The sequence below is a fragment of the Flavobacterium sp. genome (assembly GCF_035299245.1).
Taxonomy (GTDB): Bacteria; Bacteroidota; Bacteroidia; order Flavobacteriales; family Flavobacteriaceae; genus Flavobacterium.
Window position 1 is genome coordinate 124,335 of sequence record NZ_DATGWY010000019.1, and the last position, 16,436, is coordinate 140,770.

General features: G+C 35.9%; 9 protein-coding genes. 8 read left to right on the forward strand and 1 reads right to left on the reverse strand.

Features of this window, described 5'->3' with window-relative positions:
- Positions 1-89: 89 nt before the first annotated feature.
- The gene (gene uvrA / locus VK161_RS13215) at positions 90-2,879 is read right to left on the reverse strand and encodes an excinuclease ABC subunit UvrA (protein ID WP_324215259.1); all 2,790 of its coding nucleotides are present in this window, start codon (positions 2,877-2,879) and stop codon (positions 90-92) included.
- A 176-nt stretch (positions 2,880-3,055) separates the two neighbouring features.
- On the opposite strand from uvrA, the gene VK161_RS13220 reads away from it, so the two are divergent.
- The 8 genes from VK161_RS13220 to VK161_RS13255 all read left to right on the forward strand — a co-directional run bounded on the left by VK161_RS13220 (position 3,056) and on the right by VK161_RS13255 (position 16,427).
- The gene (locus VK161_RS13220; RefSeq protein ID WP_324215260.1) at positions 3,056-5,875 is read left to right on the forward strand and encodes a helix-turn-helix and ligand-binding sensor domain-containing protein; all 2,820 of its coding nucleotides are present in this window, start codon (positions 3,056-3,058) and stop codon (positions 5,873-5,875) included.
- A gap of 334 nt (positions 5,876-6,209) precedes the next feature.
- A complete protein-coding gene (locus tag VK161_RS13225) occupies positions 6,210-9,317 on the forward strand; it encodes a TonB-dependent receptor (RefSeq protein ID WP_324215261.1) in 3,108 nt (1,035 codons plus the stop codon).
- A 10-nt stretch (positions 9,318-9,327) separates the two neighbouring features.
- Positions 9,328-10,839, forward strand: a complete 1,512-nt coding sequence (locus VK161_RS13230; protein ID WP_324215262.1) for a RagB/SusD family nutrient uptake outer membrane protein — start codon at positions 9,328-9,330, stop codon at positions 10,837-10,839.
- Positions 10,840-10,849: 10 nt separating this feature from the next.
- The gene (locus VK161_RS13235) at positions 10,850-11,950 is read left to right on the forward strand and encodes a hypothetical protein (protein ID WP_324215263.1); all 1,101 of its coding nucleotides are present in this window, start codon (positions 10,850-10,852) and stop codon (positions 11,948-11,950) included.
- A 10-nt stretch (positions 11,951-11,960) separates the two neighbouring features.
- On the forward strand, positions 11,961-12,914 hold the full coding sequence (locus VK161_RS13240; protein WP_324215264.1) for a hypothetical protein: 954 nt from the start codon (positions 11,961-11,963) through the stop codon (positions 12,912-12,914).
- Between the two features lie 56 nt (positions 12,915-12,970).
- Entirely contained in the window at positions 12,971-14,050 is a 1,080-nt protein-coding gene (locus tag VK161_RS13245) for a glycoside hydrolase family 16 protein (protein WP_324215265.1), read from the forward strand.
- An 89-nt stretch (positions 14,051-14,139) separates the two neighbouring features.
- Positions 14,140-14,985, forward strand: a complete 846-nt coding sequence (locus VK161_RS13250) for an endonuclease/exonuclease/phosphatase family protein (protein ID WP_324215266.1) — start codon at positions 14,140-14,142, stop codon at positions 14,983-14,985.
- A complete protein-coding gene (locus tag VK161_RS13255) occupies positions 14,982-16,427 on the forward strand; it encodes a glycoside hydrolase family 30 protein (RefSeq protein ID WP_324215267.1) in 1,446 nt (481 codons plus the stop codon). The genes VK161_RS13250 and VK161_RS13255 overlap by 4 nt, the downstream gene beginning before the upstream one ends.
- The last annotated feature ends 9 nt before the right edge of the window (positions 16,428-16,436 follow it).

The window sequence follows — 16,436 nt, forward strand, 5'->3', positions numbered from 1 at the left end:
ACAATAAAAAAAGCGTTCAAACTCGGAACGCTTTTTTTATTTTCGTTGCTATCGGGGCTAAAGAATGAGTGTCGTGAATTTTTGTAACCTTACAATTTCTCCTTCAAATACTTCGCTGTAACAGATTTTTTGTTTTTTACAATTTCTTCTGGCGTTCCCACTGCGAGTAATTGTCCACCGTTTTCTCCGCCTTCCGGACCCAAATCAATGATGTAATCGGCACATTTGATTAAATCCAAATTGTGCTCAATTACGATAATGGAATGTCCTTTTTCAATCAAAGCTTCAAATGAGGCTAATAATTTTTTAATATCGTGAAAATGCAAACCTGTTGTGGGTTCGTCAAATACAAACAACGCCTTGTCTTTGGTGGTTCCTTTGACTAAAAAGGAAGCCAATTTAATACGTTGCGCTTCTCCACCCGAAAGGGTTGATGACGATTGTCCCAACTGAACATAACCCAAGCCTACATCTTGTAACGGTTGTAATTTCTGAGTGATTTTGGTTTGTTTGTGCTTCGAAAAGAACGCTACAGCATCGTCTATGGTCATGGTTAAAATATCATCGATGTTTTTTTCTTCAAAACGCACTTCAAGAATTTCTTTTTTGAATCGTTTGCCACCACAGGTTTCACAAGGTAATTCAACATCGGCCATGAACACCATTTCTACGTTTATTGAACCATCACCTTTACAGGTTTCGCAGCGTCCGCCATCTACATTAAACGAAAAATGTTTGGGTTGATAACCCCGAATTTTGGATAGTTTTTCTTTAGCAAACAAATCTCTAATATCGTCGTAGGCTTTGATGTACGTAACCGGATTCGAGCGCGAACTTCTTCCAATCGGATTCTGGTCGACGTATTCTATGTGTTTGATGTGGGCATAACTTCCGGCTAATTCAGAAAACTGACCTGCTTTTTCGCCAATTCCTTCAATTTTCTTTTGCAAAGCAGGAAATAATATCTTTTTGACTAACGTACTTTTTCCGCTTCCCGAAACACCAGTAATTACGGTCAAACTTTCCAACGGAAAAGCCACATCAATGTTTTTTAAGTTGTTTTCACGCGCGCCTTTCACTTCGATATAGTTCTTAGAAACTCGACGCTTTTTCGGAACCGCAATTTCCATTTCGCCATTCAAATACTTAGCAGTTAGTGAATCGCTTTTTAAGATTTCATCAAACGTGCCTTGCGCGACTAATTTTCCGCCAAAAGTTCCCGCTTCCGGACCAATATCAATAATCATATCGGCGGATTTCATGATGTCTTCATCATGTTCAACCACAATTACGGTATTGCCCAAATCGCGCAGTTCTTTCAGTACTTTAATTAAGCGTTCGGTATCTTTTGGATGCAAACCAATACTCGGTTCGTCTAAAATGTACATCGATCCTACCAAACTACTTCCCAATGAGGTGGCCAAATTAATGCGTTGTGATTCACCGCCCGAAAGTGAAGCCGAGTTACGGTTCAATGTCAGATAATCCAAACCAACATCGCTTAAAAAAGCCAATCGGTTGTTGATTTCAATTAAAAGGCGCTTCGCTACTTTCAAATCGTATTCCGATAACTTCAAATCATTAAAAAAAGTAATGAGGTTTTTAATCGGTAAATCAACAATTTCAGAAATGGTTTTTCCTCCTACTTTGATATTATTCGTTTCTTGTCGAAGACGTTTTCCTTTACACGTAGTGCATTTTGTTTTGCCACGATAGCGCGACAGCATTACGCGATTTTGAATTTTATAGTTTTTTTCTTCCAATTCTTTAAAGAAATCATTCAAACCGGTAAAATACTGATTGCCTTTCCAAACTAAATCCTTTTGAGCATCGGTGAGTTCGTAAAAAGGTTTGTGAATAGGAAAGTCGAATTTGTAAGCGCTATTTACTAATTGGTCATTGTACCAACTCATGCTTTCACCACGCCAAGGATAAATGGCATTTTCGTATATGGAAAGCGCGGTGTTGGGAATCACTAATTCTTCGTCAATTCCGATGATGTTTCCGTAACCTTCACAAGTCGGACATGCACCGTACGGATTGTTAAAACTGAATAAATGTACATTAGGTTCGAGGAAATTGATTCCGTCTAAAGTAAAATTAGTATTGTAACTGTATCGTTTTTTGGTGTCTAATTCTTGCAGATAACATTCGCCTTTACCTTCAAAGAAAGCAGTTTGAACCGCATCAGCCAAACGATTGTAGAATTCTTCCTCTTCTTTAACCACGATACGATCGATGATCAGAAGGATGTCTTTGTTGTCTAATGAATGCTGATCGATGGTATCCAAACGCACCATTTCGTCGTTCACCAAAATACGAGCAAAACCTTGTTGTAGAAGCACTTTTAGTTTGTCTTCTAACTTTCTGCCTTCTTCCAGATGAATCGGAGCAAGAAGCAACCATTTGCTGTCCAATTCAAATGTTTTTACATCAGACATTACATCGGTAACGGTATCTTTTTTGACTTCTTTTCCCGAAACAGGCGAATACGTTTTTCCAATTCGGGCAAAAAGCAATTTGAGGTAATCGTAAATTTCAGTTGAAGTTCCTACAGTAGAACGAGCGTTTGTGGTGTTTACTTTTTGTTCGATGGCAATCGCAGGAGCAATTCCTTTGATGTAATCGACTTTGGGTTTATCCAAACGGCCTAAAAACTGGCGTGCATAACTCGACAAACTTTCTACATAACGACGTTGCCCTTCGGCGTACAAAGTGTCAAACGCCAACGACGATTTTCCAGAACCTGAAAGTCCGGTGATGACAACTAATTTGTTTCGTGGAATGGCAACATCGAGGTTTTTCAGGTTGTGAATCTGAGCGCCTTTGATGAGAATGTTCTTTTTGGGTTCGAGTACGGAAATGTCTTTTGGAATCATAGCAAAAAGCAAATTTTCGCAAAGATAATGATTTCTGAAATGAGAAATAGTATACTGTTAGTAATATAAAAGTTTCCTAATTTATACTACTGATTTTTTTGAATACTATTTTTTGTTTACTTAATTTAGCACAAGATTAAACTTTCCTTTACAACCTAAACCACACTTTTTAAGTAATGTCACAATCCATTATTTTTCGATTCGTTTTACTGTTTTACTTTCTTTCTTTCGCAACACAAGCACAAGAGTTGCCTCCCATTGTAAAATACAGTTCAGACGTTTATAATGCTGGAAATCAGAGTTGGATGATTGCGCACGATAAAAATCAGTTTGCCTATTTTGCTAATAATGAGGGATTATTGGAATTCAATGGATCGAGTTGGTCGTTGTATCCTTCTAATAACGAAAGTATAATTCGTTCTGTAAAGGTATTAGGTGATAAAGTTTATACTGGATGTTACATGGAGTTTGGGTATTGGCAACGGCAACGAAACGGTGCTTTACAGTATTTTTCATTAAGTCAGAAAATCAAAAATAAATTAATTGAAGACGAGCATTTTTGGAACATCATTGCTTTTGATCATTGGGTTTTGTTTCAATCGTTCAATCGAATTTATATCTACAATCTGAAAGACAATACCTTTCAATTTTCAGATGTAAAGAAATACATATTCAAGTGCTATCGAGTGAATAACTCCATCTTTTATCAATCAATTGGCGAAGGTTTGTTTGAAATAGTTAACGGTAAAAGTGTTTTGGTTTGCAACGATGAACGAATCAAAGGCAATAGAATTGTTGAGATTTTTAAACATAACGACGGATTATTACTACAAACGGAAACAGCAGGTGTTTTCAAGTTGTCATCCAAACAATTGTCACCTTTCTTTTTTGAGTCGAATGCCGATTTACAATCCAATTCGGTTTTTTGTGCCTTGCAATTATCAGATGGTGGATTTGCTATAGGAACCATTTCGAACGGATTGTTTTTATTGGATAAGAACGGTAAAACACGATACCATATTACCCACAACAATGGTGGATTGAGTAATAATACCGTTTTATCAATGAGCGAAGACGCCAATCACAATTTATGGTTGGGATTGGATAACGGAATTGACTGCATCAATTTGCAATCACCTATTAAAAGCTATAAAGATGATGAAGGCTATTTGGGAACAGTTTATGCTTCGGTTAAGTTTGATGGAAAGATTTATCTCGGAACCAATCAAGGATTGTTTTATAAAGATGCCAAAACCAATAATCGCTACACGTTCATCAACGGAACAAAAGGTCAGGTTTGGCAGTTGTTTAAACACGACGGTAAGCTTTTTTGTGGCCATAATATGGGAACTTTTTTAGTAGAAGGAACTACAGCTCGATCACTTTACAAACAATCTGGAACATGGATGTTCAATGTAGTGCCCAAAAACAATTCTAAGATAATTCAAGGAAATTATAACGGACTATCGGTTCTTGAAAAAGTGGGAGGAGAATGGGTTTTCAAAGGAAAAATAAAAGGATTTGATATTTCTTCTAGGTATTTTGAAATTTCGGATGATAACGAAATCTATGTGGGACATGAATACAAAGGAATATTGAAAGTTGTCATGAATAATGATTTTACGATTGCAAATAAGTTCAGTATTCTCAAATCGCCCACCAAAGGAAAGCACTTTAGTTTAGTGAAGTACAACAACAGTATCTACTTTGCAGGAAAACAAGGCATCTATAAATTGAATTCAAAAACCAAAGTATTTGAAAAAGACCCGAATTTAAGCAAGCTTTTTGATAATAATGAATACATATCAGGAAAATTAAATGTAGATGAATCCAATAAAATGTGGCTTTTTACACGCAATTACATTTATTATTTTACGATAGGGAATTTCGATTCGGAGTTGAAAATTCATAAAATTCCGATTCCGTTTTCAATCACTAACGCTATGTTGAGTTTTGAAAATATCACTAAAATTTCAGACAACGAATATTTAATAGGAAAAACAGATGGCTATTTTATCATCAATCTTGCCTTTTTCAAGGTAAAAAGTCAGCCTGTTATCATCACCGATATTAGTGTGAATAAATTCAGCGAGCCTACATTTAGTATTCCAATTGATTCGGAAGGAGAATTACAATCGGATGAAAATAATATAGTGTTCAATTATACCATTCCGCAATACAATCGTTTTATAGATGTAAAATACCAATACATACTCGATGGTGTTCACGATAATTGGAGCGAATGGAATTCAAAATCCAGTGTCAGTTTTAAAAAGCTTGAGCCAGGAGATTATACGTTTAAGGTAAGAGCGAAAATTGCCAATTCAATTTCGGAAAATGTTGCGGTTTATACTTTTACTATTAATAAACCATGGTACTCTACCAATTTAGCTCTAATTATTTATTTTCTCCTTTTTATAGTATTGGCGTATTACATCAATAAAGCTTATCTGAATTATTACAACAAACAAAAGGAAAAATTAATTGAAGAGAATAATTTATTACTAGAAATAGCTGCTTTAGAGAATGAACAACAGTTAATGAAATTAAGAAACGAACAGCTTTCTCAAGATGTAGATGCCAAAAGCAGAGAATTGGCAGTTTCTACTATGAGTTTGATCAAGAAGAACGAGTTATTGACCATTATAAAAGATGACTTGAAGAAATCGTCTGATGAGAACGGTACAAAAAGCATCAAATCAGTGATTTCTACAATCAATAAAAACATTACTGAAGACGACTCATGGAATGTGTTTAAAGAAGCTTTTGATAGTGTTGACAAAGACTTTTTGAAAAGAATTAAAGCCAAACATCCTAATTTGAGTCCGAGTGATTTGAAACTGTGTGCCTATTTACGTCTTAATTTAACCTCAAAAGAGATTGCACCGATGCTCAATATTTCGATACGAAGTATGGAGATTAAACGACATCGTTTGCGTAAAAAACTCAATTTGATGCATAATGATGGTTTGGTTGATTATATTTTGAGTGTTTAACTTTACAAAATTGGCTAAAATACCTTAGCATTACCTTAACAAAAACCTTTTCGTTAGCTTATTTTTATACTATCAATTTCTTTGTGAAATATAAAGAATTGGTTATTTATGCCACTTTTACCATATTCTCATTTTAGACACCTTAAAATTTAGATATGTAAATATTTTGTTAAGGTTGATTGTGAATTTGATTTTTATTTATTTGATAATTTAACAACTTATTAAGAGAGTAATTTTTGCTCCCTTTTAAAAAATTAACCAAACTAAATATTAATCGCTTATGAATTTAAAGCTATTTTCGAAAAGATTTAGGGACAATCTGTTCTTAATTTCAATGTTTTTCATCTTTATTGTATCTGCACAAGCTCAGAAAAAAGTGTCGGGAACAGTAACTTCGAATGGTCTTCCTCTACCAGGAGCTAATGTGGTAGAAAAAGGATCTTCTGCAGGTACTTCAACCGATATTGATGGAAAATTCACATTTAATGTTTCTTCAAATGCGACTACTTTAGTTGTTTCCTTTTTAGGTTATACAACAAAAGAGGTTGCTATTACGGAAGGACCAATTAATGTATCTCTTAGTGAAGAGAGTAACACTCTTGAAGAAGTTGTAATCAATGTAGGTTATGGTACCCAAAAGAAAAGTGTTACAACAGGAGCTATATCTAAAGTATCTGCAAAAGATTTAGAAAAGGTTCCCAACGGAAGAGTTGAACAATCACTACAAGGTAGAGTTTCCGGAGTTACCATTGCATCCAATTCGGGAGCACCAGGTTCTTCGTCTACTATTAGAGTACGTGGAATCACAACTTTTGGAGGAGCAAATAATCCGCTATGGGTTATAGATGGAGTTGTAGTAGATTCAGGAGCCTTAGGGTATTTAAATCAATCGGATATTGAATCTATTGAAGTGCTAAAAGATGCGGCTTCGGCAGCAATTTATGGTACAAGAGCAGCTTCTGGAGTTGTTTTGATTACAACTAAGAAAGGTAAGAAAGGTAAAATAAGTGTAAATTATAATGGTTTTACTGGAGTTTCTTCTCCAGAAAAAACACTTAGTGTTTTAAATGCCACAGAATATGGTGCGATTATGAATGAAAAATCGGTTGCTGCTGGCGGTAATTTGATTTTCCCTGATTTATCAGTATTAGGTGTTGGAACCGATTGGCAAAAAGAAGTTTTTAATTCTGGAGCTCAACGCTACAATCATGAGTTGAGTTTTAGTGGTGGAAGTGAAAATTCTAATTTTTATGTTTCTTTTGGTATGCAAGATCAAGAAGGTATTGTAGCTACTGAAGTTTCAAACTACAACAAGAAGAATTTCCGACTTAATTCTAATCACAAAATTTCTGACGTTTTCTCTATAGGTCAATCGTTTGGTTACACACATCAAAAACAAATTGGTATTGGAAGTTTAAACACAGAGTTTGGAGGAGTATTATCTTCAGCTATTATGCTTGATCCAACAACTCCTTTGATTGTAACGGATCCGATTGTTGCCAATTCTGCTCCTTATAATAACTTTAATAATCCAAGTAGTTCAACCTATTATGTGGTGAGAGATGAGAATGGAAATCCTTATGGAATTTCGTCTTTTGTTGGACAAGAGATTGCAAACCCTGTTGCTTTTACCAAAATTCAAAGAGGGAACTTTGGATGGTCGGATGATTTTGTTGGAAACTTTTTTATTGAAGCCAACATAATGAAAGGCCTGAAATTTAAATCTTCAGCAGGTGGAAAAAAATCGTTTTGGGGTAATGAATATTTCTCCCCTAAATTTTACTTGAACGCTTCTTTCAATAATGGAAACAAAAGTAGCATAACAAGAAACACCAATACAGCATTAGATTGGATTATTGATAATGTGTTGACCTACACTAGAGAAATAGGAAACCATAATTTTACGGTATTATTAGGTCAAGAGGTAAACGTACTTGGATCTAATGGTTACTACTCAGGTGTGACTCACGCTAACTTACCAACCAATGATTATCAAGATGCATCATTTAATTATGAAGTGCCTGCAGCCGACAAAACAGGTTATTCTGTTGATATGATTGAGCACAGATTGACTTCTATTTTTGCACGTCTTAACTATGACTTCAAAGAAAAATACTTGTTTACAGGAATCATCAGAAGAGACGGTTCTTCTCGTTTTGGACCCGATAATAAATACGGTACATTCCCTTCAATGTCATTGGGTTGGGTAGTTTCCAAAGAAGATTTCTGGAAAGACAATTCTGTTGTCAATACATTAAAAATTAGAGGAGGTTATGGGGTAAACGGTAACGTTGGTCCATTGTCTGATTTTATGTACCTTTCTCTTGTTGATGGAGGTTCCAATTATACTTTTGGTACCGCTAATCAAATCGGAACAGGGTATGCGCCAGTTACAATTGATAACCCAGAATTGCACTGGGAGGAAACAGCTCAAACGAATTTTGGTTTTGATGCTAAATTATTTAATGATGTTACTCTAACCATGGAGTATTATAAAAAAGAAACAACCGATATTATACAGCGTTTAAGAATTCCTGGATATGTTGGGGTGAATCAAAATCCATTTGCTAACGTAGCAAGTATGGAAAACTCTGGTTTAGAAGTTGAATTAGGATACCGTAAAAAAATAGGAGGTGTCAATTTCTCTGCTACAGGAGTTTTCTCAACTCTTAAAAATGAAGTAACTGATATTGGTGCAGGAGTTGATTTTATAACCGATGACGCTGCCGGTTTCCAATCAATGGGTGGAATTACAAGAACTCAAGTAGGAGAAGCTTATAACTCATTTTATGGTTTCCAAACTGCAGGGATTTTCCAAAATCAAGCAGAAGTTAACGCTTATACAAATGCTTCTGGTGGTTTAATTCAACCTAATGCTGTTCCTGGAGACTTCCGTTGGGTAGATGTTAATGGTGATGGTACAATCAATAACAACGACAAAACATTTTTAGGAAGCCCACTGCCAAAATACACTTTTGGTTTAACACTTAATGCTGATTACAAAGGTTTTGATATTATGGTATTTGCACAAGGTGCGGCGGGTAACAAAATTTTCCAAGGCTTACGTCGTTTGGATGTTGGAAATGCAAATTACCAAACCGAAGCGCTAGGTCGTTGGCATGGTGAAGGTACTTCAAATGATTATCCTAGACTTACCAATAATGATACTAATGGTAACTTCGGAAATATGTCCGATTTCTATCTTGAAAAAGGAGATTACCTTCGTTTGAAAGTAGTTCAGTTAGGATATTCTTTACCAACTACGATGGTAAATAAAATTGGAGCTAATAAAGTGAGACTTTATGTTACAGGAGAAAATTTAGTAACATTAACAAAATATACAGGTTATGATCCTGAAATTGGTGGTACTGTATTGGGAATCGATAAAGGATTTTATCCTCAAGCACGTACATTAATGTTTGGAGCTAATTTACAATTTTAAAAAAATGATTATGAAAAATGTAAAAATTAAATTTTTAGTACTTGCAGGCATTGTAGTATCTACAATTGTATCGTGCAACAAAGACTATTTGGAGTTGACTCCAGAAGGTCAGGTGCTTTCTGCGAATTATTATTCGAATCAAGAGGAAGCTTATGCTGGTTTAATTGCCGTATATGATATTTTGAGAAAAAATTCAGGTGGTTTTGAAAATATGATAACCATGATGAATGCTGGATCTGATGATCACGTAGCTGGCGGTGGTGGTGCAACGGATGGAATTGGAATTCAAAGTTTCTCTAATTACACTCAAAGTGGTACAACCATTCCAGCAAGTTTTTGGAGTGATCATTATCAAGGAATTACCAGAGCTAATATTTTAATTAGTAGATTGCCCGATGTTCCAATGGACGGTAATTTGAAATTGAGATATATGGCTGAAGCTAAAACGTTGAGAGCATTATACTATTTTAACTTGGTGCGTATGTTTAAAAATGTTCCATTAATATTGGAACAATTAACACCAGGAAACATGTACTCTCAACCACAAGCAAATCCAAGTGATGTGTACGCTCAAATCGAAGCCGATTTATTAGCTTCGATAAATGATTTACCAGCAACATTACCTAATTCTGAATTAGCACGTCTTACAAAAGGTGCTGCAAAAGCACTACTAGGCAAAGTATATTTATACGATGGTAAAAATGCATTAGCAGCTGCTCAATTGGCTGATGTTAATGGAACTCCAGGCGGTACAAGTCAATACGGATATCAATTGCTTTCTAATTTTAGTGATCTTTGGGTTCCCGCAAACAAATTCAACTCAGAATCTATTCTTGAAGTAGCTCATACTAGTGCAGGAAATTCGTATTGGGGAATTTGGGGTAGCGGTAGAGATGAAGGAAATACCGTAAATGTAATGGTTGGACCTAGAGGTTACTCAAGACCAACAGGTTCGTCAGCACCAGATCTTCCTTCAGGATGGAGTTTTAACGTAATTACTCAAGATTTATACAACGTAATGAATGGTGATCCACGTTTCTCTTCAACAATATTCGATTTAAGAGCCTTAAAATTAGCGGGTCAAGCGGATTATATTGCGGGTTATGAAGATACGGGTTATTTCTTAGCTAAATTCTTGCCTAAACAATCGGATGTTACTACTGGTCAAGGAGATGCTGTTTTAAATTACAAACAAGATACTTATGTTATCCGATTGGCTGATACTTACCTTTTAGAAGCAGAAGCTTTAGGAGGCACAGGTTCAAGAGCTCAAGCATTGTTAGATGCGGTAAGAGCAAGAGTTGGATTAGCTCCCGTTCCAGTTTCAATGGATGCCATCAAATTGGAAAGAAGAAAAGAATTGGCTGGTGAAGGACACCGTTTCTTTGATTTAGTTCGTTGGGGCGATGCAGCATCAAAATTAGCTAGCAGAGGATTTGTATCTGGTAAACACGAAATTTTCCCAATACCTTATACTGAACTCCAAAACACATTATTAGTTCAAAATCCTAATTATAATTAATAATTAAATTATGAAAAAAATAAAATTAATTTTTAGCGGCCTATTGGTTCTAGTGGTTGCTAGCTGTAGTACTCCTGATAGTTTAAACGATGATTTAAATTCTTTGAATAGTGTTGCATCAAGTAATACTAATAGAATTTTTGACATCAGTGACGACAACTCAGGATTAGTAAAAATCACTCCAATAGGAGAAGGTGTAACTAGTTTTACAGTTTCCTATGGTCACGGTACAACTGGTCCTGTAACTTTAGCACCAGGTCAATCCACATCACATAATTATCCAGAAGGTTCTTACACGGTTACTATTGTATCAACAGATATTGCAGGAAATCAAACATCCAATGAATATCCATTGCAATTAACGTACAGAGCACCTGAAAATTTAGCGATAAACAAATCATTAAATGGTTACAACCTTACTGTTTCGGCGACTGCTGATTATGCTAATTCGTTCTTGGTGTATTTTGGAGACGTTACAGGTGAGATTGGTACTCCAATGGCGGTAGGACAAACGTTACCAGCTCACACTTATGCTTCTGCGGGCACTTACAACTTAAAAGTTGTTGCTTTGAGTGGCGGTGTAGCAACATCTGAACTCACTCAACAAGTCGTAGTTTTCAACCCTTACTCACTTCCAATCACCTACGAAGATCCCTACCAAAATTATACAATTGGTGGTACATTTGGCGGAGTTGATGTTGCTAAAGTGGCAAATCCATTCCCAGGCGGAATCAATACAAGTTCAACTGTTTGGAGGTATACTAAAAATAACGGAGCAGAAGTGTGGAGTGGTACTTGGACACCATTATCTACTCCAAACGGAACTCCGATAAACATTGATAATGGAAGTAAAATTAAAGTAATGGTCTATTCTACCGAAGTAGGTAAAAAACTGAATGTAGAAATCGAACAAGGAACTAATGGAGTTTCCAATAAAGTTCTTCAGGTGGCTTCAACAGTTGCCAACCAATGGGAAGAATTGGTATTTGATTTCGGAGTTTTTGGAATTCCTGCAGGAACCGAATTCAGACAATTAGTATTCCGTTATAATGACGTTGCTTCCGGAACAGGTGAAGTAATTTATATTGATAATGTAACTCAATCAAATTAATAAATCAATTATGAAAAAAAATATAAAATATATTTTTGCTCTTCTTGCCGCATCAGCCTTTTTCTTATTGGGTTGTGAAGAAGAAAAGTATGAGTTGGGCGATTTGAATGCTCCAACTAATTTAGTAATTACCACCGAAATTGTTGGTCAAAATGCAGCTAATCCTAATGGGAATGGTTCTGGTGATGTGAAAATTACATTATCGGCTAATAATGCTATTGCCTACAAAATCGGATACAACAAAGTAGAAGATAATACTTCTCCAACATTAACTTCTCTGCCTTCAGGAAGTGTTACAAAACGCTTTGAAGATCCGGGTGTAATTGCATACAGAATTACTGCTGTTGCTTATGGAGCAGGAGGAACTTCGACAGTTGTTACTAAGGATATCACTGTAAGAAGTGACTTCAATATGGATCCAACCATTGTTCAAAATCTTACCAATGGCTCTTCAAAAGCATGGGTTGTTGATAAAAGCGTTCCAGCTCACTTAAGAATCGGACCATGGGATGATCCTTCTACAATATGGTGGAGTGCAGCTATTGATGAGAAAGTAGCGTGTTGTAACTGTTTTTATACAGCTACGTATACGTTTACAGTAACTCCATCAAACACTTACAACCTAGCTGTTAGTTCTCCGGATGGTATTTTTATGAATAGAAATGCAGCGGAAAACAATCTAGGTGTTTCTGGAGCTGGTGAAGCGTGTCATCCTTGGACGCAACCAACAAAAGATATTGCTTTTGGTAATTCTGCTTCTTCTTTCCCAGCCGGACTTCCATCTGAAATTGCTTCAACAACAGGTTACAAAATTACTGTTGATGGTAACGATGGTTTCATTGGATACGGTTCATGCAGCAATACTTACGAAATAATTGAATGTACTCCAACTTATCTTTACTTACGCAGTAGAGGAGTTAACCAAGGAAATTTCTGGTACTTAAAATTAAAACCAGCTCCTTAAAAATAATTACAAAGCACAGAGTAATTGCTGCTCTGTGCTTTTCTTAAAAAGAATATATGAAAAACGTAACAAAAATTACTTTGAAAAAGATGATTCAATACAATTTAATAGTTGTACTTATAGTTCAATTATTAACGGCTTGTGGTGGCAGTGATGATGGTGAATCTCAAGGAGTAACTCCTTCAAATTTAGTTATCAATCACACAATTGTTGGCGCTGATGCTGTCAATGTGAATGGGAACGGTTCTGGCGAAGTAAATTTTGTAGTTTCTGCAAACGATGCCACTTCGTATAGAATTTTGATCGAAGGTCAAACAATTAACTCAACAACAGGTGTTTTTAGTTATACCTTCAATCAATTAGGAACAAATTCCTACACAATTTATGTTTCGGCATACAACGGAACCCGATTCATTTCGGGCAATAAATCAATTACGGTTTACAAAGCACCAACTCTGGTTTGGTCAGACGAATTCAATACCGATGGAGCGCCAAGTAGCTCAAAATGGGTATATGAAACTGGCGCTGGCGGTTGGGGAAATAACGAATTACAATACTACACATCTCGACCTGAAAATGTTATTGTTCAAGGTGGAGTTTTAAAAATAAACCTCAAAAAAGAAGTATACAACGGAAGTAATTATACTTCTGCCCGAATTATTACTAAAGATAAATATTCTTTTAAATACGGAAGAATTGATATCAGAGCGAAATTACCAGCTGGTGGCGGAACTTGGCCTGCATTATGGATGCTTGGTGATAACATTTCTTCTGTAGGATGGCCAGCTTGTGGTGAAATTGACATCATGGAACACATCGGAAACGATTTGAACAAAATACATGGTACTTTGCACCATCCTGGACATTCAGGCGGTAATGCCGATTCGGGAACTGTAATAATTACGAATGTAACAACGCAATTTCATGTGTATTCTGTTGATTGGTCTGCTGAGACAATACGATTTTATGTAGACGACCAATTGTATTACACTTTTGGAAATAACAGTGGCGTTCCATTCAATAGCAATTTCTTCTTCATATTCAATTGTGCTATGGGAGGAAATTTTGGTGGAGCCGTTGACCCTAATTTTACTGCTGCTTCTATGGAAGTAGATTATGTAAGAGTGTATCAATAATATTTTTTGTTTAAGTTAGTTTGTCCATTGATTGCTTCTATTAAAGAGTTAGTAGAAGCTTTGATGGATAATAATTAAAAAAAAAAAAGATGCTACAAAAAAAGTTGTTATTACTACTGATTCTGTTTTTTTCGGGACTTCAAATGAATGCTCAGTCGTTAAAATTAATGTCTTATAACATTCGTCTGGACATCGAATCCGATGGTGAAAACGATTGGACACACCGAAAGGATTTCTTCCTCTCGCAAATTCAATTTTATAACCCTGATATTTTTGGTGTACAAGAAGCAAAACCTAATCAAGTCACTGATATTTCTAATTCACTTATAGCCTACAACTCTGTTGGAATCGGACGAGAAGGAGTTGGAAAAGGTGAAGCATCGACAATCTATTTCAAAAAAGAACAATTTGATGTACTACAAGAAAGCACTTTTTGGCTCTCTGAAACTCCAGATACCATTTCGATGGGTTGGGATGCAGCTTGTCACAGAGTGTGCACTTACGCTTTATTTAAAGACAAAAAATCAAAAAAACAGTTTTGGGTATTCAATACTCATCTAGATCACATGGGTGAAGTAGCCAGAAATAAAGGAATCGAATTGATTCTTACCAAAATAAAAGTACTGAATACTAAAAATTTCCCTGTTGTTTTTATGGGCGATTTTAACTCAGAGCCAACAGATCAACGCATTATCAATTTAAAAAAAGAGATGCTCGATAGTCGAGATGTTTCTCAACAAAAGCCATTTGGTCCGATAGGTACTTTTAATGGTTTCAAACACAACGAACCAGTAACAAAACGGATTGATTATATTTTTATATCAAAAAACGGCAGTATTAAAGTCATGAAATACGCCACATTAAGCGATTCAATTGATTTAAAATATCCTTCCGACCATTTTCCTGTTTTCGTTGAAATATCTTTTACAAAATGACACACAAAATAAGTTTTAAAATATACATGCTCGCTTCCTTATTAGGAGGATTGCTGAGTTGCTCTAATTCTTCGGATTCATCATCGAGTCCACAACCTTCGCCTCAACCCACTATCAATGAAGTTGATTTTTGGTTGACCAAAGCCGACGGAAGCGTGAAATTAGAAAAGCAAAATACTATACTTGCATTCAATACCAATTACAATATGTATGCTAATATTGAGGTGAACGCAACTCAAACCTATCAATCCATTGATGGTTTTGGTTACACTTTAACGGGCGGAAGCGCCGAAGTAATTAATCAGTTGATTCCGACCAAAAAGCAACAATTACTTCAAGAACTTTTTGGATCCTCTGTAACTTCAATTTCGGTTAACTACCTTAGAATCAGTATTGGTGCATCCGATTTGAACGGAACCGTTTTCTCCTACAACGATCTTCCAGCCGGACAAACCGATGTCAATCTGACCAATTTCAGTTTAGCTCCAGACAACCAATTGATTCTTCTTCTGAAAGAGATTTTATTGATCAATCCAAACATCAAAATTATGGCAACTCCATGGTCGCCACCCACTTGGATGAAAACCAACGGAAGTTCAATAGGTGGTAGTTTATTACCTCAATATTACAGCGTTTATGCACAGTATTTTGTAAAATACATTCAGCAAATGAATGCGCAAGGAATTGCTATTGACGCCATTACACCTCAAAACGAACCTTTACATCCTGGAAATAATCCAAGCATGTACATGAGCGCTTTAGAACAAGCTGATTTCATCAAAAATCATTTGGGACCAGCGTTTCAAAGCAACGGAATAACGACCAAAATAGTCGCTTACGACCACAATTGCGATCAACCTCAATATCCAATTACGGTTTTATCTGATGCCGGTGCCAACCCGTTTGTTGATGGTTCTGCTTTCCATTTGTATGCAGGTGATATTTCTGCTTTATCATCAGTTCATAGCGCTTATCCAAACAAAAATGTCTATTTCACTGAGCAATGGACTTCCTCAACCGGAGACTTTGGAGGTGATTTAAAATGGCATCTTAAAAATGTTATCATTGGTTCAATGCGCAATTGGAGTAAAAATGCTTTAGAGTGGAATTTGGCCAACAATGCTTCTTTTGGGCCACACACACCCGGAGGTTGTACCATGTGTAAAGGTGCTTTGACTGTGGTGAGTAGTGAAAACTTCGAACGGAATGTTGCCTATTACATCATTGCTCATGCTTCAAAATTTGTTCCTGCTGGTTCGGTTCGAATCGCTTCCAATCAGGCTGGAAATTTGAATAATGTTGCCTTTAAAACACCAGCAGGTAAAATTGTTCTGATTGTCGAAAATGACGGTGCATCATCTGAAATATTCAATGTAAAATACAATGGTAAATGGTTTACCACTAATCTTGACGGAGGTTCTGTAGCAACTTTTGTTTTTTAATGTTTAAAA